This is a genomic window from Streptomyces sp. GB4-14 (genome assembly GCF_022696125.1).
Taxonomy (GTDB): Bacteria; Actinomycetota; Actinomycetes; order Streptomycetales; family Streptomycetaceae; genus Streptomyces; species Streptomyces werraensis.
The window spans coordinates 4,202,386-4,223,295 of record NZ_RZHO01000002.1 but is presented as its reverse complement, the minus strand read 5'-3'; the positions used below and the strand labels follow the sequence as shown (position 1 = coordinate 4,223,295).

Below are 20,910 nucleotides of genomic sequence, written 5' to 3'. Positions count from 1 at the left end.
GGGGCGCGTCGTGCACGCCTGTGTGTGCGGCGCACCCCTCGCGTCCTGTCACACGTCCACGTTCTCCGCCCACCGGCGGGCCGTCTCCGCGAGGAGTTCGCGGCCGTCGCGGGCCCACAGGTCCTCGTTGAACAGCTCCACCTCGATGAAGCCCGTGTAGCCGGCCGCCTCCACGTGCCCCTGCCATTCACGCATGTCGATCGCGCCGTCGCCGAGCTGGCCGCGGCCGTTGAGGACGCCCTCGGGAAGCGGGGTGATCCAGTCGGCGAGCTGGAAGGTGTGGATGCGGTTCTGGGCGCCGGCGCGGGCGATCGCCTCGGGGGCCGTGTCGTCCCACCAGATGTGGTACGTGTCCACGGTGACGCCGACCTGCCGCGCCGGGAAGCGTTCGGCGAGGTCCAGGGCCTGGGTGAGCGTGGACACCACGCAGCGGTCGGAGGCGAACATCGGGTGCAGCGGCTCGATCGCGAGCTTCACCCCGTGGTCCTCGGCGTAGGGGGCGAGTTCCGTCAGCGCGTCCGCGATACGTTCGCGGGCCGCCCGCAGGTCCTTCGCGCCGGGCGGGAGGCCGCCGGAGACCAGGACGAGGGTGTCCGTGCCGAGGGTGGCCGCCTCGTCGACGGCGCGGCGGTTGTCCGCGAGGGCCGCCGCGCGCTCGTCTGCGTCGACCGCCGTGAGGAAGCCGCCCCGGCACAGTGTCGACACCGTCAGGCCCGCGTCCCGCACGAGCCCCGCGGCCGCCTCCACGCCGTACTCCTGGACGGGCTCCCGCCACAGGCCGACCGCCGGGACGCCCAGGTCGCGGCAGGCGGCGACCAGTTCGGGAAGCGTGAGCTGCTTGACGGTCATCTGGTTGACGCTGAAGCGGGCCAGGTCGCTCACGGGGTCACTCCGTACAGGTGCAGCAGGGTCCTCATCCGGTCCTCGGCCAGCTTCGGATCGGGGAACAGCCCGAGGCGGTCGGCGAGTTCGTAGGCGCGGGCGAGGTGGGGCAGGGAGCGGGCGGACTGGAGGCCGCCGACCATCGCGAAGTGGGTCTGGTGGCCCGCGAGCCAGGCCAGGAACACCACGCCGGTCTTGTAGAAGCGGGTGGGCGCCTGGAAGAGGTGGCGGGACAGCTCCACGGTCGGGTCGAGAAGGGCGCGGAAGCCGTCCGTGTCGCCGGTGTCGAGGACGCGGACCGCTGCCGCGGCCAGCGGGCCGAGCGGGTCGAAGATGCCGAGCAGGGCGTGGCTGAAGCCCTGGTCGTCGCCCGCGATGAGTTCGGGGTAGTGGAAGTCGTCGCCGGTGTAGCAGCGGACGCCCTTCGGCAGGCGGCGGCGCAGGTCGATCTCGCGCCGGGCGTCGAGCAGGGAGACCTTGATGCCGTCGACCTTGTCGGGGTGGGCGGCGATGACGTCGAGGAAGGTGTCCGTGGCCGCGTCCAGGTCGGACGAGCCCCAGTAGCCCTCGAGCGCCGGGTCGAACATGGGGCCGAGCCAGTGCAGGATCACCGGTTCCGCGGCCTGGCGGAGGAGGTGGCCGTAGACCTCCAGGTAGTCCTCGGGACCGCGGGCAGTGGCGGCGAGGGCGCGGGACGCCATGAGGACGGCCCGCGCGCCCGACTCCTCGACGACCGCGAGCTGTTCCTCGTAGGCCGCGCGGACCTCGGGGAGGGTAGCCGGGCCGCCGGTGAGCTGGTCGGTGCCGACACCGCAGGCGATCCGGCCGCCGGTCGCCTTCGCCTCGGCGGCGGAGCGGCGGATCAGCTCGGCCGCGCCCGCCCAGTCCAGGCCCATGCCGCGCTGCGCGGTGTCCATCGCCTCGGCGACCCCGAGCCCGTGGGCCCAGAGGTGGCGGCGGAAGGCGAGGGTGGCGTCCCAGTCGACGGCGGCGGGCGAGTCGGGGGTGGTGTCCGCGTACGGGTCGGCGACGACGTGCGCGGCGGAGAAGACCGTACGGGAGGTGAAGGGTGTGCCGGGGGTGAGGACGAGGGGCTCGGTGCGGGGTTCGTAGGCGCGCAGGGCGCCGTGCGCGCCGGGGAGGTGGAGGGTCACAGGGCGATCTCCGGTACGTCGAGACGGCGGCCCTCGGCGGAGGACCTCAGGCCGAGTTCGGCGAGCTGGACGCCGCGGGCGCCGGCCAGCAGGTCCCAGTGGTAGGGGGCGTCGGCGTACACGTGCTTGAGGAACAGCTCCCACTGGGCCTTGAAGCCGTTGTCGAACTCGCCGTTGTCCGGCACCTCCTGCCACTGGTCGCGGAACGCCTCGGTGGCGGGGATGTCCGGGTTCCAGACCGGCTTGGGGGTGGCCGAGCGGTGCTGGACGCGGCAGGTGCGCAGGCCGGCGACGGCGGAGCCCTCGGTGCCGTCCACCTGGAACTCGACCAGCTCGTCGCGGTGGACGCGGACCGCCCAGGAGGAGTTGATCTGGGCGATCGCGCCGCCCTCCAGTTCGAAGACGCCGTAGGCGGCGTCGTCGGCGGTGGCGTCGTAGGGCTTGCCGTTCTCGTCCCAGCGCTGCGGGATGTGGGTGGCGGTGAGGGCCTGCACGGACCTCACGCGGCCGAACAGCTCGTGCAGCACGTACTCCCAGTGCGGGAACATGTCGACGACGATGCCGCCGCCGTCCTCCGCGCGGTAGTTCCAGGACGGGCGCTGCGCCTCCTGCCAGTCGCCCTCGAACACCCAGTAGCCGAACTCGCCCCGCACGGACAGGACGCGGCCGAAGAAGCCGCCGTCGACCAGGCGCTTCAGCTTGAGCAGGCCGGGGAGGAACAGCTTGTCCTGGACGACGCCGTGCCTGACGCCGGCCGCGTTCGCCAGGCGGGCGAGTTCCAGGGCGCCGTCGAGGCCGGTGGCGGTGGGCTTCTCGGTGTAGACGTGCTTGCCGGCGGCGACGGCCTTGCGGATCGCCTCCTCGCGGGCGGAGGTCACCTGGGCGTCGAAGTAGATGTCGACGCTGTCGTCGGCGAGGACCGCGTCCAGGTCGGTGGAGAGGTGTTCGAGGCCGTGGCGCTCGGCCAGCGCCCTCAGCGCGTGCTCGCGGCGGCCGACCAGCACCGGCTCGGGCCACAACACGGTGCCGTCGCCGAGGTCGAGGCCGCCCTGCTCGCGCAGGGCCAGGATGGAGCGGACGAGGTGCTGGCGGTAGCCCATGCGTCCGGTCACACCGTTCATGGCGATACGCACCGTCTTGCGTGTCACGTCGTTCCCTTCGTACGCGGTCCGCGCGCCGCGTACGCCGCACCCGCCCCACACGCCCCGGGAGGATGCGGGGGGACTGGCAGACGTGACAGCAAGCGCTTTCTATGTAGTCAGAAACTAGCCTCTGGACCGCGTGTGGACAAGACCACTGCCCCTCCCGGCTTGTTCGAGGGGGCGAACAACGGCGCGGATGGCCTTAAGGTCTGGTCGGACAGCTCGGTCGGAACCACCGGTGTGGGCGCGGGTGTGTACGACGGCGTACGGCACGGGCGGACGGCGCGGCGAGGCGGAGGACGAGACATGACGGTGACCCTGGCGGACGTGGCGGCGCGGGCGCAGGTCTCCCCCGCGACGGTGTCGCGGGTGCTGAACGGGAACTATCCCGTGGCCGCGTCCACCCGCGAACGCGTGCTCAAGGCCGTGGACGAGCTCGACTACGTCCTCAACGGCCCCGCCAGCGCCCTCGCCGCCGCCACCTCCGACCTGGTCGGCATCCTCGTGAACGACATCGCCGACCCGTTCTTCGGGATCATGGCGAGCGCCATCCAGTCGGAGATCGGCGGTCCGGGCGGACGCGCGGGCGGGGAGAGACTCGCCGTCGTCTGCAACACCGGGGGCTCCCCCGAGCGTGAACTCACCTACCTCACCCTGCTCCAGCGGCAGCGCGCCGCGGCGGTGGTGCTGACAGGCGGCGCCATCGAGGACGCGCAGCACAAGGCGGCGATGGACGCCAAGCTGAGGAAGCTGACGGACGCCGGGACGCGGGTGGTGCTGTGCGGGCGTCCACAGGCGCCGGAGACCGGGGCGATCGCCCTCACCTTCGACAACCGGGGCGGCGGGCGGGAACTCACCGAGCACCTGATCCGCCTCGGGCACCGCCGGCTGGGGTACATCGCGGGCCCCGAGGAGCGCACCACGACCCGGCACCGCCTGGAGGGCCACCGGGACGCGCTGGCCGCGCACGACCTCGAGGAGGACCCGCGCTGGACCGTCCACGGACGCTACGACCGTCGCTCGGGGTACGAAGCCACGCTTGAACTCCTCCGCCGCGACCCGTCGTTGACGGCCGTCGTCGCGGCGAACGACTCCGTCGCGCTGGGCGCGTGCGCGGCGCTGCGGGACTCGGGACTGCGCATCCCGGACGACGTGTCGGTGGCCGGCTTCGACGACCTGCCGTTCAGCATCGACGCGGTGCCGGCACTGACCACGGTCAGGCTCCCTCTCGCGGAGGCGGGGGCGCGGGCGGGCCGGATCGCGATGGGCCGCGAGGAGCCCCCGCCCGGCGGGATCACGTCGGTGCGGGGGGAGTTGATGGTACGGGGGTCGACGGCGGGGTCGCGGGGCTGACTTCGCGAGGGGCTGGGGGTGGCCCCCAGGGGCGCGGGGAACCGCGCGACCGGCCCCCACGGGCCCGCGCCCGACGAACCGCCGAAGAAGCAGCGGCACCGGAGTGACGGGGAGGAATCGGTCCCGCGCCTCCGGGGTAGTCCCGTATCCATGAAACTGGCGTTCTCCACCCTCGGTGTCCCCGGCCTCCCCCTCTCCGAGGTGACGGCCCTGGCGACCGCGCACGGCTACCACGGCGTGGAGCTGCGCGCCCACCCCGAGGAGCCCGTCCACACGGGTCTCGGCGCGGAGCAGCGGGCCGACGTGGCGGCCGCGTTCAAGGAGGCCGGGCTCGACATCCTGGGGGTCGCCGGGTACGCCCGGGTCGCCGCGCCCGGCGACGACGAACCCGTCTTCACCGAGGTCCGCGCGCTGATCGACCTCGCGCGGGACATCGGCGCACCGTACGTACGCGTGTTCCCCGGCGGCGGTGACGAGCAGAGCGCGGAGGAGGCCGACGCGACGGCCGCGCGGCGGCTGGGGACGGCCGCGGAGTACGCGGCGGACCGGGGCGTACGGATTCTGCTGGAGACGCACGACTCCCACCGCACCGGTGCGGATGCCATGCGGGTGCTGGGGCTGGTCGGGCACCGGCAGGTGGGGGCGCTGTGGGACGTGATGCACACGTGGCTCGGCGGCGAGCAGCCGGTGGACAGTTTCGCGGCGTTGTCGCCGCACCTGGGGTATGTGCAGGTGAAGGACATCGCCTCGGCGGAGGACACGACGCCGGTCGCGCTGGGGGCGGGGGTGCTGCCGCTGACCGACGTCGTCGAGGTGCTGTCCCGCAACGGCTGGGACGGGTGGCTGTGCTGGGAGTACGAGAAGCGGTGGTACGCCGACGCGGCACCACTGCCCGGCCTCCTCGCCCCCGGCCGCGAGCTCCTGTCGCGCCTGCTGAACGACTCGGCCTGACGGGCGCGAGCGGCCCGGCGCCGGTGAGCCGGCCCGAGCGCGGGAAAAACGAATGGCCAAGGCCGTGGGCGGGTGGATAACGTCCCCGCCGTGCCTCAGCTTGTCCGCCGCCGCTCCCTCATGCCGTCGTGAGTGTGTCCCGCACGTTCATCGACGTGCGTCCGCTGCGTACCTCACCCGTCTTCCGGCGTCTGCTGGTCGGACGGACCGTGTCCGTGCTCGGCAGCTTCATGACCATGGTCACCGTCATGTACCAGGTCTGGGAGATGACGCACAGCGCGGCCTGGAGCGGTGCGGTGGGCCTCGCACAGGCCCTGCCGCTCGTGTGCTTCGGCCTGTTCGCCGGGGCCTGGGCCGACCGCGGCGACCGGCGCCGGATCTACCTGGCCGCGACCGTCGGCCAGGCGGTGTGCTCGCTGCTCCTCGCGCTGCAGGGGTTCACCGGAAACGTGCCGGTGGCCGGTGTGCTGGCCCTGGTGGCCGCCCAGTCCGCCTGCGCGGCGGTGGGCGGTCCGGCGGCCGGCGTGTTCGTGCCGCGGGTGCTGCCCAAGGAGCAGGTCGCTTCCGGTCTTGCCCTCTACCAGGTCACCGCCCAGTCGATGATGCTGGTCGGCCCCGCCCTCGGAGGGCTGATGCTCGGCTGGTTCGGCCTGGGCGTCTGCTACCTGCTGGACGCGCTGAGCTTCCTCATCGCCTTCTACGGCGCGTTCGGTCTGCCCGCGCTGCCTCCCGAGGGTGAGCCGTCACGGGCCGGCCTGCACGGCGTGGTGGACGGGCTGCGCTTCCTGGCCGGACACCGCGTGGTGCGGGGCGCGCTGGTCACCGACCTCGCCGCCACTGTGCTGTCCATGCCGGCCAGCCTCTTCCCGCTGATCAACGAGGAGCGGTTCGGCGGTGACCCGCGCACGCTGGGTCTGTTCATGTCGGCGATCGCGATCGGCGGGGTGACGGCGTCGGCGCTGTCCGGGAGGGTGACCCACCTGGGCCGTCCGGGCCTGGTGATGCTGTGCGGCGCCGGCGTCTGGGGGGCCGCGCTGGCCGCGTTCGGCCTGATGCGCAGCCCTTGGGCGGGCCTCGGCCTGCTGGTCCTCGCCGGGGCGGCCGACGCCCTGTCGGTGCTCTCGCGCACCACGATCGTGCAGACCCGTACGCCCGACGCCCTGCTGGGCCGGGTCACCGCCGCCGAGCAGATCGTCGGACAGGCCGGCCCGCACCTCGGCAACATGCGGGCGGGACTGGTGGCGGGTGCGACCTCCGGCGCGACGGCCCTGGTGACGGGCGGGCTGTTGTGCCTGCTCGCGGTGGCCTGGGTCGCCATGGGCACACCCGAACTGCGCGCCGGAGTCCCCGCCCCGGAGTCGGCCTGACCGAGCCCCGTCAGGACGGCGCGGCACCGGCACGCGGTCCCACGGGGGTCGCGCCGGGCCGGGCGACTCGGCCGGCACCCGGTGTCCCGTCGCACCCACGGGCCGGGACCGGCGCCGTGTGCCCGCCACCGGCCCGCACCGCCACCCCTGGGCACGCTCCGCCACCCCTGGGCCGGCGCCCGCGTCCGCTCGGCCGGCACCCGCGTCCGCGGCAGGCCGAGCGCGGCGTCACGCGAGGAGACCGCCTCGGCGGACGCCCCACGAGCGCGGCGTCACGAGGAGACCGGCCGGCGGGCCCTGCGCCGGCTCACCCGACCGGGGAGCCCTCGGAGCGGGCCCCGGAGGGCTGTGCGGCCTCCGCGCCGGGCACCGCCGAGGGGTGCCGCGGCGTCACCGACGTCAGCGCCACCCCTCCCACCAGCAGCGCCGCCGCGCACCACCGCAAAGGGGTGATCGACTCGCCCAGGAACAGCGCCGCCGACGTCATCCCGAAGACCGGGACCAGCAGCGAGAACGGGGCCACCGTGGACGCCGGGTGGCGGTGGAGGAGCCAGCCCCAGGCGCCGAAGCCGAAGACCGTCGCGCCCCAGGCGACGTAGAGGACCGTGCCCGCGCCCGACCGGTCGAGGGAGCGAAGGGCCTCCAGGTCCGCCGACCAGCCCTCCAGCAGCAGGGAGAGGGCGAGCAGCGGGAGCACCGGGACCGTGCTGACCCAGATCATGAAGTTGAGGGCGTCGGGGGGAGACGCCTTGCGGGTGAGGATGTTGGACACGCCCCAGCAGGCGGCCGCCGCGACGACGAGGGCGAAGCCGGTCAGCGGGCCCGAGGCGCCCTCGTCGACCGCGGCCACCCCGATGCCGGCCAGCGCCACCGCCATCCCCGCCACTCGGACGCGGGTGGGACGCTCACCGAGGAGCGCGACGGCGAACAGGGCCGTGAACACCGCCTGGATCTGCAGGACCAGGGAGGACAGGCCGCCCGGCATGCCGACGTCCATGCCGATGAAGAGCAGGCCGAACTTGGCGACGCCCAGGGCCAGTCCGACCCCCACGATCCACTTCCACGCGACCTTCGGCGGGCCCACGAGGAACACCGCGGGCAGGGCCGCGACCAGGAAGCGCAGGGCGGAGAAGAGCAGCGGCGGGAAGTGGTCCAGGCCGACCTCGATGACCGTGAAGTTCACTCCCCATACGGCGGCGACGAGGACGGCGAGACAGACGTGTGCGGGTCGCATGCGTCGAGCATCACCGGAGACGACATTTCAGCACCAGCGACAATTCCTGCATGGTTGGATGAAGCATCGCTAACCGATGACAGGAGCGGCCATGCTCGACCTCCAGCGTCTGCGCGCCCTGCACGCCGTCTCGGTGCACGGCACGGTCGGCGCCGCCGCCTCGGCGCTCGGCTACACCTCGTCCGCCGTCTCGCAGCAGATCGCCAAGCTGGAGCGGGAGACGCGGACCGTGCTGCTGGAGCGTGAGGGCCGGAGCGTGCGGCTCACCGACGAGGCGCATCAACTGGTGCGCGCCGCGCGTGAGCTGATCGCCATCGTGGAGCGCGCGGAGACGGAGCTGGAGGAGCGGCGCGGGGTGCCGTCGGGGCGGCTGACCGTCGCCGCGTTCGCGTCGGCGGCACGCGGGCTGATGCCGCCGGTGCTGGCCGACCTGGCGCGCCGGCACCCGGCGCTGGACACCCGGCTCACCGAGGTGGACCCGCATCTGTCGGTGGACCTCGTCGCCAAGGGCGCGGTCGACCTGGTGGTGGCGCACGACTGGGACATCGCGCCGCTGCCCGCCCCGGCGAACGTGGAGCAGACGGTGATCGGGGACGACCTGTGCGACCTGCTGGTGCCCGAGGGGCACCGGTTCGCGGGGCGGACGGGGGTACGGCGGGAGGAACTGGCCGGGGAGCGGTGGATCTGCCAGCCGCCGGGGCGGGTCTGCCACGAGTGGCTGGTGCGGACCCTGCGGGCGGCCGGGCACGAGCCGGAGATCGTGCACATGGCCGACGAGAACCCCACCCTGGTCGCCCTGGTCGCCGCCGGTCTGGGCATCGCGCTGATCCCCCGGCTCGGACGCGGTCCGCTGCCCGCCGGGGTCGTCGAGGTGCCGCTGGACCCGATGCCCGTACGGCGGCTGTACGCGCTGTGGCGCACAGGTGCGGCGCGCCGCCCCGCGATCGCGGAGACGGTCCGCACCCTGGTCGCGCACTGGCCGGCCGTGTCGGCGCACGGACCTCGCTGACCCGGACGGCCGGGCGAACGGCGTACGGAGAACGCCGCCGGACAAGGGCGGAACCCGTCGCCGCCTCCGTACGTCCAACGCCGGGCTGCCGGTGAACCTCCGGGCACACCGCGCCGGCTCCCCCCGCCGGCCGCGGCCGCCGTCCCCCCTCGGCGCCGCGCCCCGGCCGGCAGCCCGCCGTCGTCGGCGCCGTCCTCCTCCCGCCGCGCCGACGGCGGCCCCCTCCGGATGCTGCACACGCCCTTGACTGGCAGAAACTTCCCGGATATTCGTGGCCTCCTGGCAGTTTCCTTCAGCGGATCCCCGGTCCCCCGCGGATCACCTCCCAAAGGAGCGCACGTGCCCGACAGCAGCCCCGGATCCACGGCAAGCACCGCCCGCCCGTCCAGACGTACCGTCCTCGCCGCGACGGCGGGCGTCACCTCCGTCCTGGCGGCCGGCGGCACGGTCCATGCGGCCACCGGCGCGCACCGTCCCGACGACCGCAAGCTGCGCGCCCTCATCTCCCGTATGACGCTGGAGGAGAAGGTCGGCCAGCTCTTCGTGATGCGGGTCTACGGCCACTCCGCCACCGACCCCGACCAGGCCGACATCGACGCCAACCTGTCCGAGATCGGGGTGCGCACGGCCGCCGAACTGGTCGCCAAGTACCGGGTCGGCGGCATCATCTACTTCGCCTGGGCGCACAACACCCGCGATCCGCACCAGATCGCCGACCTGTCCAACGGCATCCAGAAGGCGTCCCTCGGTCTGCCGCGCGGTCTGCCCGTGCTGATCTCGACCGACCAGGAGCACGGCATCGTGGCCCGCGTGGGCGAGCCCGCGACGCTGATGCCGGGCGCGATGAACGTCGGCGCGGGCGGTTCCCGTTCGGACGCGCGCACCCTGGGCCGGGTCGCGGGACGTGAGCTGCGCGCCCTGGGCATCCGTCAGAACTACTCCCCCGTGGCCGACGTGAACGTCAACCCGGCCAACCCGGTCATCGGCGTGCGCTCCTTCGGCGCCGACCCGCACGCGGTCGCCGAGCTGGTCGCGGCGGAGGTGCGGGGCTACGAGTCGTCGGGTGTCGCGGCCACCGCCAAGCACTTCCCGGGACACGGCGACACGATCACGGACAGCCACGAGGACCTGCCGTGGATCCACCACACCCGCGAGCAGTGGGAGGAGCTGGACGCGCCGCCGTTCCGGGCGGCGATCGCCGCGGGCATCGACTCGATCATGACCGCGCACATCGTCGTCCCGGCGCTCGACGCCTCCGAGGACCCGGCCACGCTGTCCCACCCGATCCTCACGGGCATCCTGCGCGAGGAGCTCGGCTACGACGGCGTGGTGGTGACCGACTCCCTCGGCATGGAGGGCGTGCGCACCAAGTACGGCGACGACCGGGTGCCGGTGCTGGCGCTGAAGGCGGGCGTGGACCAGCTGCTCAACCCGCCGTCCCTGGACATCGCCTGGAACGCGGTGCTCCAGGCCGTGCGGAGCGGCGAGCTGACGGAGGCGCGCCTCGACGAATCGATCCTGCGCGTGCTGCGTCTGAAGGCCCGTCTGGGCCTCTTCGACGACCCCTACGTCAGCCACGCGGGCGTGGACCGCGTGGTCGGCGCCCGGTCGCACCTGGCCGCCGCCGACCGGATCGCCGATCACGGCACGACCCTGCTGGTCAACGAGGGCGGTCTGCTGCCGCTGTCCCGCCGCCGCACGCCCAAGGTGCTGGTGGTCGGCGCCGACCCGGCGTCCCCGTCCGGCACCACGGGCCCGCCCACCGGGGTGCTCGCGGGCGCCCTGACGGAGCTGGGCTTCACCGCGACCGCCCTGTCCACCGGCACGGCGCCCTCCGCGGCGACCGTCGCCAAGGCCGTGGCGGCCGCGCAGGACGCGGACGCGGTGGTCGTCGGGACGTACAACGTCACCGCGTCCAGCAGCCAGAAGACGCTCGTCGAGCAGTTGCTGGCGACCGGGAAGCCGGTCGTCGCGGTGGCCGTCCGCAACCCGTACGACGTGGCCCGTCTGCCCGGCGTGCGCGCCTACCTGGCGTCGTACTCCTGGACCGACGTCGAACTCCGCGCGGCGGCCCGCGTGATCGCCGGCAAGGTCCGCCCCCGCGGCACCCTCCCGGTCCCGGTCCAGCGCGCCGACGACCCGACGGCGGTGCTGTACCCGGTGGGGCACGGGCTGACGTACTGACGGCCGGGGACGCCCGTCCGGACGTGCCCCCGGGCGTCCGGACGAGGCGTCCTGGTCAGCCGCGATCACGGCCTCTCCCCGGCGGGGCGTAACCCCCCTACGCCGGCCGCCCGGCCCACCACCCCCCATATGCGCAAACACCCCCACTTGTCTGGCGTGTCCCGGCATCGGGCGGTCAGGCTGGGGCGGGGAGATCCGGGGGGACGCCGATGCGTGTGCGCGACTGGGGGGCAGGGGCCGTGGCGGTCCTGACGGGGCTCGTGGTGCTCGTCGGGTGCCGGGAGGCGCCGCCGGACGCGGCGGGCGGGACGGCGGCCGTGGCGTCGCCCGTGCGGCCGACCGGGTACGGGGCGGTCTTCCTCGACGTCGGGGAGTGCAGCTCCTTCGGGCGCACCAGCTTCACCGAGGTGTCCTGTGCGAGCGAGCGCGCGGCGGCCCGGGTGACGGCCCGGCACGACGGCACCGCGCGCGACGGCCCGCCCTGCCCGCCCACCACCGACTTCGTGCTGCACATCAGCGAGCGGTGGCCGGCCGCCGACGAGGACGGCGACGGGATGGTGCCGCGCGGCCGCGCCTGCATGCGGAACCTCCAGCCGCCGCACCCGGGCGACCCGGGCGGCGGGGGCGGTCCGCGCACCGTCGTCGGCGACTGCGTGTACGCCCTCGACGGCGGCAAGGTGCGGGAGACGGCCTGCGGCGGGAGCGGGCCCAGGAGGCCGGAGTTCAAGGTGACGAAGGCCGTGGACGCCCGGTCCGCGTGCCCGGCGTCCACGGCCCTCTACGTCCGGCTGGGCGGGACCTCACCGGTCGGCTGCGCCGTCCCGGTGTGACCCCGCCCCCGTCTCACGGACGCAGCGCGTGCCGCGGTTCGACGTCCCGCTTGTCGAGCTTCGCGTCGAACTTCGCCAGCGGCTTCGCGGCCGCCGGGTTCGCCTGGACGGCGTTCGGGGCGACGCCCGCCCACTCCAGGATCCTGGCGGTGGCCAGCGCCTTCTCCTTCTCGACCAGTCCGGCCACGTTCGCGCCGTGGTTCATGCCGGGCGCGGTGAAGACGTACGAGTCGCGCGCGCCCTTGCCGAGGCGGAACGGCTCGGCGCCCCACGGGTCGTTCTCGCCGTACACGAACAGCATGTGCCGGGCGTTGTGGCGGACCCAGGTGTCGACGTCACGCATGGCGTGCGGCTGGAACTTCATGTCGATGGAGCGCGGCACGAAGTTGCGCGGGGGCTGGTAGCCGTAGCGGACGTACTTCTTCTCGATGTGCGGGAAGTGGATGGTCGGCGCGCCCAGCTGGGTGCCGGCCTGGTAGTAGTACGGCGTGTACGGGCTCAGGCCCTGGTCCGTGTAGAACGAGAAGCCCGAGATCGTGTCGACGGAGTTCCAGATCTCGTCGTCCGTCGCGTTCCTGGCGTCCGCCGGGATGTCCTGGCAGTCGGCGACGGTGCTGTACTGCCAGAAACCCCAGACGTAGTCCAGGACGACCGCCTCGTAGGCACGGTCCAGGCTGCCGATGGTGTCGAACGTGTAGCCGTTCTCGGCGGCGTAGGCGGCGTACTTCTTCTCCAGCGGTGCCCGGCGCACCAGCGCCTCGCGCTGCACGCCGTTCAGCCGGTCGCGGCACTCCTTGGTGCCGACGGTGCGGAAGAACCGGTCGTAGGCCGAGTCCTCCTTGTTCACCACGTCGTTGGGGGCGACGTAGGCGACGACGCCGTCCATGTCCCGCGGGTAGAAACGCTCGTAGTAGGTGGCGGTCATGCCGCCCTTGGAACCGCCCGTGGACAGCCAGTTCTCGCTGTAGATCTTCTTCAGCGCGGTGAAGATGCGGTGCTGGTCACTGGCGGCCTGCCAGATGTCCAGCTTGCTCCAGTCGGCCGGCTCGGGCCGGGACGGGGTGAAGAAGCGGTACTCCATGGAGACCTGGTTGCCGTCCACGATCTGGGTCGGCTCGGCGCGCCGCGGCGTCGTGGAGACGCTGTAGCCGCCGGTGTAGAAGACGGTGGGCCGCGCGGTGTCCTTGTGCAGCACGGTGATCCGCTGCTCGAACGTGCCCTTGGCGGGCCTGCGGTGGTCGACCGGCTGGGTGTAGTTCAGGACGAAGAAGCGGTACCCGGTGTACGGCTTCTCCTCGACGAGGCTCATGCCCGGGATCGCGAGCAGCCTCTCCTTGATGTCAGTGGTGCCGGTGGCGTCCGGCTCGGCGGCGGTGGCCGCCCCGGCCGTGCCCAGTGTGCCTATGAGCACCGTGAGCGCCAGCAGCCATCTGAGCGCCTTGCGCATGCGCACTCCCCTGTGAGACAGATGTGCGCCGGAAGCTACTCGACCAACTCCTCACCGCACCAGGGGACATAGGGAAAACCCTGTGCACGGCGGGCGTGCGGAAGGGTCAGCAGAGGATCCAGCCGGAGCTGACGGAGTCCGCCCCGACCCGGCCGGTGACCCAGACGCAGCGGCGTCCGGCGTGCACGGTCACCGGGCCCGCGTGGTAGGCGAACTGCCCTTCGTCGACCACGGGCCGGCCGCCGCGCGCCCGCACGCTCACCGCCATGTTCCGCTTCACGCCCTGCTTCTTGGCGACGGTGACGGCGCAGACGTATCCGCCGCGCTTGTAGACGAGCACCGACCCGGTGGAGAACGGCAGGGTCCGCACCTTGCGTCCGGGACACAGGGCGGCCGCCTCCGCCTCCTGGGCCGGCGCCGCCAGGGTGAGCAGCCCCGACGCGATCAGCACCGCAAGGACCGGCGCGAGTCGCCGGTGTATCGCTCCACTGCGCACAGTCGTCCTCCCGTACCGCGCCCGCCGGAACCGACGGCGTACGCGTGTACGGACGCACGGCGTAGGTCGCACGGTTGCGCGAGCCGGTGTGCGCCGCCGGCATACGGCCGGATCAGGCCGGTGCGGGTACGTCCTCACCGACGAACGTCCGCCACAGCGCGGCGTAGCGGCCGCCCCTGCGCAGCAGTTCCTCGTGGGTGCCGTCCTCGGCGACGCGGCCGTGGTCCATGACGACCACCCGGTCGGCGCGGGCGGCGGTGGTCAGCCGGTGGGCGACCACCAGCGTGGTACGGCGGCCGGCGATGCGGTCGGTGGCCGCGTTGACCTGCGCCTCGGTGGCCAGGTCGAGGGCGGCGGTGGCCTCGTCGAGCAGCAGCACGTCCGGGTCGACGAGTTCGGCGCGGGCGAGGGCGATCAGCTGGCGCTGGCCCGCCGACAGGTTGCGGCCGCGCTCGGCGACCTCGTGGAGGTAGCCGCCGTCCAGGGTGGCGATCATCTCGTGCGCGCCGACCGCGCGGGCCGCGGCCTCCACCTCGGCGTCGGTGGCGTCGGGGCGGCCGTAGGCGATGGCGTCGCGGACGGTGCCGGGGAAGAGGTACGCCTCCTGCGGTACGACGCCCAGCCGGTGCCGGTACGCGGTGAGGTCCAGGTCGCGCAGGTCGGTGCCGTCGACGGTGACCCGCCCGGAGGTGGGGTCGTAGAACCGGGCGACCAGCTTGACCAGGGTGGACTTGCCGGCGCCGGTCTCGCCGACGAACGCGACGGTCTGCCCGGCCGGGATGGTGAGGTCGACGGCGGTGAGGGCCTCCTCGCCGTCGCCGTAGGAGAAGTGCACGTCCTCGAAGGCGATCTCGCCGCGCAGGGACGTCACCGGGAGCGGCTTGGCCGGGGCTTTCGTGGAGGTCGGCTCGCGCAGCAGCTCCTGGATGCGGCCGAGGGAGACGGACGCCTGCTGGTAGCCGTCGAAGACCTGGGAGAGCTGCTGCACGGGCGCGAAGAACAGGTCGATGTAGAGCAGGTACGCGACCAGCGAGCCGATGGCGAGCGTGCCGTCGTCGACCCGGCCGCCGCCGACCACGAGCACCGCCGCCGCGGCGACCGAGGACAGCAGCTGCACGAACGGGAAGTACACGGAGATCAGCCACTGGCCGCGGATGCGGGCGCTGCGGTAGGCGGCGCTGCGCTCCGCGAACCGCCGCGCGCCGTCCCCCTCACGGCGGAAGGCCTGCACGACCCGCAGCCCGGCGACCGACTCCTGGAGGTCGGCGTTGACCACCGACACCCGCTCCCGCGCCAGCTCGTACGCCTTCACGCTGGCCCGGCGGAAGAAGTACGTGGCGACGATCAGGAGGGGCAGGGTGGCGAAGACGACGAGGGCGAGGCCGACGTCGAGCGCCAGCAGGGCGACCATGATGCCGAAGAAGGTGACCACCGAGACGAACGCGGTGACCAGGCCGGTCTGCAGGAACGTGGACAGCGCGTCCACGTCCGTGGTCATCCGGGTCATGATCCGGCCGGTCAGCTCACGCTCGTAGAAGTCGAGGCCGAGCCGCTGGAGCTGGGCGAAGATCTTCAGCCGCAGCGTGTACAGGACGCGTTCGCCGGTGCGTCCGGTCATACGGATCTCGCCGGTCTGCGCCGCCCACTGGGCGAGCACGGTGAACAGGCCCAGCAGGGCGGCCGCCCAGACCGCGCCCTGGGCGGCGCGGGTGACGCCCTCGTCGATGCCGTGCCGGATCAGGATCGGCAGCAGCAGGCCCATGCCGGCGTCCACGGCGACCAGGGCGAGGCTGATCAGCAGAGGCGTGCGGAAGCCCTGCAGCAGGCGGCGCAGGCCGTAGGAGTCCTCGGGGCGGACCGCGCGGGCCTCGTCGACGTCGGGCACGTCGTCGGCCGGGGGCAGCGCGGCGACCTGCTCGAGGAGTTCCGGGGTGGCCGGGGCGCCGTCCAGGGCGGTGTCGCGGGGTTCGCGGTCGCCGGTCCACAGGCGCGGGGTGACGCCCCGCTCGGCGTCGAACTCGGCGTCCAGCTCGGCGCGCACGGAGGTGTCCTCCTCGCGCGGGCCCGCGGCCGGGGTGTGGCCGGGGGAGACGGCGCCCAGCTCGTCGGGGTCGGTGAGCAGCCGCCGGTACAGCGGGGAGCGGCGCTGGAGCTCGTCGTGGGTGCCGATGTCGGAGAGCCGGCCGTTCTCCAGGACCGCGATGCGGTCGGCGAGGTTCAGGGTGGAGCGGCGGTGGGCGATCAGCAGGGTCGTACGGCCCCGCATGACGCTCTTCAGCGCCTCGTGGATCTCGTGCTCGACGCGGGCGTCCACGGCGGAGGTCGCGTCGTCCAGGACGAGCAGGCGCGGGTCGGTGAGGATGGCGCGGGCCAGGGCGATGCGCTGGCGCTGTCCGCCGGAGAGGGTCAGGCCGTGCTCGCCGACGGTGGTGTCGTAGCCGTCGGGCAGCTCGTCGATGAAGCGGTCGGCCTGGGCGGCGCGGGCGGCGGCCCGGATCTCGTCGTCGGTGGCGTCGGGACGGCCGTACGCGATGTTGTTGCGGACGGTGTCGGAGAACAGGAAGGAGTCCTCCGGGACCAGGCCGATGGCGGCGCGCAGCGAGGCGGTGGTCAGCTCGCGGACGTCGTGGCCGCCGACCAGGACGGCGCCGCGGGTGACGTCGTAGAAGCGCGGCAGCAGCAGGGAGACGGTGGACTTGCCGGATCCTGAGGCGCCGACCACGGCGAGGGTCTCACCGGGGCGGATCTCGAAGGACAGGCCGTCGAGGACGGGCCGCCCGGGGTCGTAGCCGAAGGCGACGTCGTCGAACTCGACGGTCGCGGGGGCGTCGGCGGGCAGCTCCTTGGTGCCGTCGGTGAGGGACGGCTCCGTGTCGATCAGGTCGAGGACGCGCTCGGTGCCGGCGCGGGCCTGCTGGGCGACGGTGAGGACGACGGCGAGCATCCGGACGGGGCCGACGAGCTGGGCGAGGTAGGTGGAGAAGGCGACGAAGGTGCCCAGCGTGATGTGCCCGCGCACCGCGAGCCAGCCGCCGAGGGCGAGCATCGCGACCTGGCCGAGGGCGGGCACGGACTGGAGGGCGGGGGTGTAGCGGGAGTTCAGCTTGATGGTGCGCAGGCGTCCCGCGAACAGCCGGCGGCCGACCTCGCGGAGCTTGCCGGTCTCCTGGTCCTCCTGGCCGAAGCCCTTGACCACGCGGACGCCGCTGACCGCGCCGTCGACCACCCCGGCGACGGCGCCGGCCTGCGCCTGGGCGTACCAGGTGGAGGGGTGCAGCCGGGTGCGGCTGCGCTTGGCGATCCACCACAGGGCGGGGGCCACGGCGAGCGCGATCGCGGTGAGCGGCAGGGACAGCGACGCCATGATCACCAGGGAGATCACGAACAGCAGCAGGTTGCCGATGGTCATCGGCAGCATGAAGAGCAGGCCCTGGATGAGCTGGAGGTCGCTGGTGGCGCGGCCGACGACCTGTCCGGTGGACAGCTCGTCCTGGCGTCTGCCGTCGAGCCGGGCGATCGACCCGAACATCTCGGTGCGCAGGTCGTGCTGGACGTCGAGGGCGAGCTTCCCGCCGTAGTAGCGGCGGATGTAGGTGAGGACGTAGACGGCGAGGGCGGCGCCGACCAGCAGGCCGGCCCAGGTGCCCATGTCCCGGGTCTTGTCGCCGATCACGTCGTCGATGATCACCTTGGTGATCAGCGGGACCAGGGCCATCACGGCCATGCCGGCGAGGGAGGAGCCGAGGGCCAGGACGACGTTCCTGGGGTGCCGCCACGCGTAGGCGGCCAGCCGTCGTGCCCATCCCCGTTGCGCTGTCACGCGGTGCCCTCCGATCGTCCTGATCTTCCGGAAGGCTCCAACGCCGACCGAAGCGGATTTCATCCCTCCGCAACAATTCCGCGGGCGCGCACCGCCTACGCGGCGTCGGATTCTCGTCACGCAATCGACACGCCGTCTCCACGCGCTTGACTGCATGTCCATGCCAGTCTCTCGGGTATCTCCCTTGTGCAACCCGCGTAGATCGGACACCCCACATGCTCGCCATACGCATACGGCACCGCAAGGCGGCGGCCCTCGCCACGGCCGCCGTGCTCGCCGGCCTCGCCGCCCCCGCCGCGACCGCCACCCCGGCCACGGTGACGGAGACCGCCACGACGGCGTCCTACGACCCGGCGTACTACGACGCCGCGGCCGGCAAGACCGGCACAGCCCTCAAGTCCGCCCTGCACACGATCATCAGCGACCAGACGAAGCTGTCGTACTCGGCGGTCTGGGAGGCGCTGAAGGTCACCGACCAGGACCCGGACAACAGCAGCAACGTGATCCTGCTCTACTCGGGCATCTCCCGCAGCAAGACGCTCAACGGCGGTGACGTGGGCGACTGGAACCGCGAGCACGTCTGGGCCAAGTCGCACGGCGACTTCGGCACCTCCACCGGCCCCGGCACCGACCTGCACCACCTGCGTCCCGAGGACGTGCAGGTCAACTCCATCCGCGGCAACAAGGACTTCGACAACGGCGGCAGTTCGTTCACCAACAGCGGCGGCAGCCTCACCGACTCGAACTCCTTCGAACCCCGTGACGCCGTCAAGGGTGACGTGGCCCGCATGATCCTCTACATGGCGGTCCGCTACGAGGGCACCGACGGCTGGCCCGACCTGGAGCCCAACGACACCGTCACCAACGGCACCAACCCGTACCACGGCCGCCTCTCGGTGCTGAAGCAGTGGCACCAGCAGGACCCGCCGAGCGCGTTCGAGGTGAACCGCAACGACGTCATCTTCGCGTCGTACCAGCACAACCGGAACCCGTTCATCGACCACCCGGAGTGGGTCGAGGCCATCTGGTGACGGCGGGACGGGCACCGGTCACCGCGCCTGCGGGGTGACCGGTGCCGGAAACGGGGCAGACTGCCTCATGACCGACGCGACACCGAGTCCCCACACCCTGTCCGGACGCCTGCTCGCCGCCCTCTGGACGCTGCGGCTCCTCGCCACGTCGGAGGGGTCTCCGCCGAAGCCCGAGGAGTTCCTCGCGAAGAAGAGGCCGGCGACCGTGGTGGGCAGGGAACTGTCCGCGCTGGGCTCCCACCTCCTCCGGGCCAGACGCCGGGGAGGCGAGCGATGGAAGGCCGCGGTGACCGTCCACCGCGAACTGCCGGACCTCCTGCCGGCGGACGGCGTGAGCCGCGACACCATGTCCCCGCCCGAGCAGCAGGCCTTCTCCTCGGGGTACGCCGAGGGTCTCGACCACTACCGGGACAAGTTCGGGGAACTGCTTCACTGAGACGGCTCCCGCCCTCCGTCACGCCGGGTACGGCACCGTCTCCCGGGCCGTGCGGAGGGCGCCCGCCCACCAGGAGAGCTGGTCCAGCAGCTTCTTCGCGTAGCCCGCGGACTCCGGGTCGGCGGGGCGGCCGTCCTCCCACGCCACCCGGTTCAGCGGGAAGGCGAGACCGTCGCGGATGGTCACCGCGTGCAGCTCGCCCATCACGTTCTCCAGGTGCAGGACGGCGTGCCGGCCGCCCGCCCCGCCGCCGTAGCTGACGAACGCGACGGGCTTGGCCGCCCACTGGGTGTAGTGCCAGTCGATCGCGGCCTTGAGGGAGGCCGGGTAGCTGCGGTTGTACTCCGGCGTGACCATGATGAAGGCGTCCGCGCCGTCCAGCGCCGCCGTGAGCGGTGCCATGGAGGCGGGGCGCGGGTAGGAGGCGCCGGCCACCGAGGGGTAGGCGTCCGGCAGGGTCAGGGGGATGTCGTGCTCGGCCAGGTCGACGACCTCGACGTCGAAGCCGCCGTGCCCGCGGGCCTGCTCCGCGACCCACGAGCCCACCACGGGACCGAACCGTCCCTCACGGACGCTGCCGACGACGACCACGAGCTTGTGCGTGTTGATGTCCATGCCGTCCACCCTGGAAGCGGCCCGGGACGGCAGCCAGACCGCGCTCAGGCTGGCCCCCGCAGGGCCACGCTGAGCACTGCGCACGGGCGGGTCCGCCGTCCTATCCTCGCGGCATGGGGACACCACTGGGCGACTTCCTGCGGCTCAAGCGCGACAGCACCCAGCCGGAGCAGCTGGGGCTCCCGGAGCACGGCCGCCGCCGCTCCCCCGGGCTGCGCCGCTCGGACGTGGCCGCGCGGGCCGGGGTGAGCGTCGAGTACCTGACCCGGATCGAGCAGGGCCGCGACCGCAACCCCTCGGTGGCCGTGCTGCACGCGCTGTGCGACGCGCTCGCGCTGACCCCGGCGGAGCGGGAGCACGTGCGGTACCTGGCGAAGATCGGCGGCGACGAGTGCACCGGGCACCTCGGGCCGGAGCCCGCCCGCCGGGAGGTCCGTGCGCCGGTGCGGGAGACCCTGCGGCTGCTGGAACCGGGCGTCGCGGTGGTCACCAACCGGCTGGGCGACCTCCTCGCCTGGACCTCCGGCTACGAGGCGGTCGCGGCCGGCACGGGACTGCTGGACGCCGACGGGCCGAACCTCACGCGGTACGTGTTCACCGACCCGCGCGCCCGGTCCCTCTTCCCCGACTGGGACGAGGTCGCCGACGAGCAGGTCTTCGACCTGTGGCTCGGTCCGAGGGCGGAGAACGCGGAGTGGCTGGCGGCGGAGCTGGCCCCGGCGGCGGGTCCGGAGTTCACCCGCCGGATGAACCGCCACAAGGTCCCGGAGCGGGGCGTGCTGCGGCTCCACCACCCCGACGCGGGTGAGCTGCGTCTGCGCCGCGAGTACCTCGAACTGCCGTCGGACTCCCAGCTGCTGCTGGTCCTCCTGCCCGACGGCGAGGCGACGTCCGAGGCGCTCGCCCGTCTCGGTGGCCGGACGGCGCACGGACGGCTCCGGGCGATTTCCTAGGAGCCT

Annotated in this window: 17 protein-coding genes; 9 read left to right on the top strand and 8 right to left on the bottom strand. The window is 73.2% G+C overall.

Annotated elements, in window-relative coordinates; genetic code table 11:
* Positions 1–48: 48 nt before the first annotated feature.
* The 3 genes from ELQ39_RS20620 to ELQ39_RS20610 are packed head-to-tail and all read right to left on the bottom strand — an operon-like array spanning position 49 to position 3,184.
* A complete protein-coding gene (locus tag ELQ39_RS20620) occupies positions 49–882 on the bottom strand; it encodes a sugar phosphate isomerase/epimerase family protein (RefSeq protein ID WP_242593293.1) in 834 nt (277 codons plus the stop codon).
* The gene (locus ELQ39_RS20615) at positions 879–2,036 is read right to left on the bottom strand and encodes a dihydrodipicolinate synthase family protein (RefSeq protein ID WP_242593292.1); all 1,158 of its coding nucleotides are present in this window, start codon (positions 2,034–2,036) and stop codon (positions 879–881) included. The genes ELQ39_RS20620 and ELQ39_RS20615 overlap by 4 nt, the downstream gene beginning before the upstream one ends.
* Positions 2,033–3,184, bottom strand: coding sequence for a Gfo/Idh/MocA family protein (locus ELQ39_RS20610; RefSeq protein WP_242593290.1), 1,152 nt, complete (start codon positions 3,182–3,184; stop codon positions 2,033–2,035). The genes ELQ39_RS20615 and ELQ39_RS20610 overlap by 4 nt, the downstream gene beginning before the upstream one ends.
* Before the next feature lie 300 nt (positions 3,185–3,484).
* Between ELQ39_RS20610 and ELQ39_RS20605 the strand changes: the two genes are divergently transcribed.
* From ELQ39_RS20605 to ELQ39_RS20595, 3 genes are all read left to right on the top strand, one after another.
* Positions 3,485–4,531 (top strand): LacI family DNA-binding transcriptional regulator, encoded by a 1,047-nt coding sequence (locus ELQ39_RS20605; protein ID WP_242593288.1) that lies wholly within the window; start codon positions 3,485–3,487, stop codon positions 4,529–4,531.
* A 150-nt stretch (positions 4,532–4,681) separates the two neighbouring features.
* Positions 4,682–5,482, top strand: coding sequence for a sugar phosphate isomerase/epimerase family protein (locus ELQ39_RS20600; RefSeq protein WP_242593286.1), 801 nt, complete (start codon positions 4,682–4,684; stop codon positions 5,480–5,482).
* Positions 5,483–5,610: 128 nt separating this feature from the next.
* Entirely contained in the window at positions 5,611–6,849 is a 1,239-nt protein-coding gene (locus ELQ39_RS20595; protein WP_242593284.1) for an MFS transporter, read from the top strand.
* A gap of 307 nt (positions 6,850–7,156) precedes the next feature.
* Here ELQ39_RS20595 and ELQ39_RS20590 read toward each other — a convergent pair whose 3' ends face one another.
* Entirely contained in the window at positions 7,157–8,083 is a 927-nt protein-coding gene (locus tag ELQ39_RS20590; protein WP_242593282.1) for an EamA family transporter, read from the bottom strand.
* 91 nt (positions 8,084–8,174) lie between these two features.
* Between ELQ39_RS20590 and ELQ39_RS20585 the strand changes: the two genes are divergently transcribed.
* From ELQ39_RS20585 to ELQ39_RS20575, 3 genes are all read left to right on the top strand, one after another.
* Positions 8,175–9,092, top strand: a complete 918-nt coding sequence (locus ELQ39_RS20585) for a LysR family transcriptional regulator (protein WP_242593279.1) — start codon at positions 8,175–8,177, stop codon at positions 9,090–9,092.
* Between the two features lie 339 nt (positions 9,093–9,431).
* Positions 9,432–11,276: a glycoside hydrolase family 3 protein gene (locus ELQ39_RS20580; protein WP_242593277.1), complete on the top strand. Its 1,845-nt coding sequence runs from the start codon at positions 9,432–9,434 to the stop codon at positions 11,274–11,276.
* A gap of 209 nt (positions 11,277–11,485) precedes the next feature.
* Positions 11,486–12,106: a hypothetical protein gene (locus ELQ39_RS20575; RefSeq protein ID WP_242593274.1), complete on the top strand. Its 621-nt coding sequence runs from the start codon at positions 11,486–11,488 to the stop codon at positions 12,104–12,106.
* Between the two features lie 13 nt (positions 12,107–12,119).
* Here the strand turns inward: ELQ39_RS20575 and ELQ39_RS20570 are convergent, their stop codons facing one another.
* From ELQ39_RS20570 to ELQ39_RS20560, 3 genes are all read right to left on the bottom strand, one after another.
* Positions 12,120–13,553, bottom strand: coding sequence for a S28 family serine protease (locus ELQ39_RS20570; protein WP_242593273.1), 1,434 nt, complete (start codon positions 13,551–13,553; stop codon positions 12,120–12,122).
* A gap of 106 nt (positions 13,554–13,659) precedes the next feature.
* Positions 13,660–14,049 (bottom strand): hypothetical protein, encoded by a 390-nt coding sequence (locus tag ELQ39_RS20565; protein ID WP_242593271.1) that lies wholly within the window; start codon positions 14,047–14,049, stop codon positions 13,660–13,662.
* 112 nt (positions 14,050–14,161) lie between these two features.
* Positions 14,162–17,869, bottom strand: coding sequence for an ABC transporter ATP-binding protein (locus ELQ39_RS20560; RefSeq protein ID WP_242593269.1), 3,708 nt, complete (start codon positions 17,867–17,869; stop codon positions 14,162–14,164).
* A gap of 215 nt (positions 17,870–18,084) precedes the next feature.
* Between ELQ39_RS20560 and ELQ39_RS20555 the strand changes: the two genes are divergently transcribed.
* Together ELQ39_RS20555 and ELQ39_RS20550 are read left to right on the top strand one after the other, a co-directional pair.
* Positions 18,085–18,900 carry an endonuclease I family protein gene (locus tag ELQ39_RS20555; protein ID WP_242593267.1) on the top strand — a complete coding sequence of 272 codons (816 nt, stop codon included), beginning with the start codon at positions 18,085–18,087 and terminating at the stop codon, positions 18,898–18,900.
* Positions 18,901–18,967: 67 nt separating this feature from the next.
* Positions 18,968–19,336, top strand: a complete 369-nt coding sequence (locus ELQ39_RS20550) for a hypothetical protein (protein ID WP_242593265.1) — start codon at positions 18,968–18,970, stop codon at positions 19,334–19,336.
* Positions 19,337–19,354: 18 nt separating this feature from the next.
* Here the strand turns inward: ELQ39_RS20550 and ELQ39_RS20545 are convergent, their stop codons facing one another.
* Complete coding sequence (locus ELQ39_RS20545) at positions 19,355–19,951, bottom strand: NADPH-dependent FMN reductase (RefSeq protein ID WP_242593263.1); 597 nt, start codon at positions 19,949–19,951, stop codon at positions 19,355–19,357.
* A 113-nt stretch (positions 19,952–20,064) separates the two neighbouring features.
* Here ELQ39_RS20545 and ELQ39_RS20540 point away from each other — a divergent pair, with 113 nt between their 5' ends.
* The gene (locus ELQ39_RS20540) at positions 20,065–20,904 is read left to right on the top strand and encodes a helix-turn-helix domain-containing protein (protein ID WP_190000739.1); all 840 of its coding nucleotides are present in this window, start codon (positions 20,065–20,067) and stop codon (positions 20,902–20,904) included.
* Positions 20,905–20,910 lie beyond the last annotated feature (6 nt).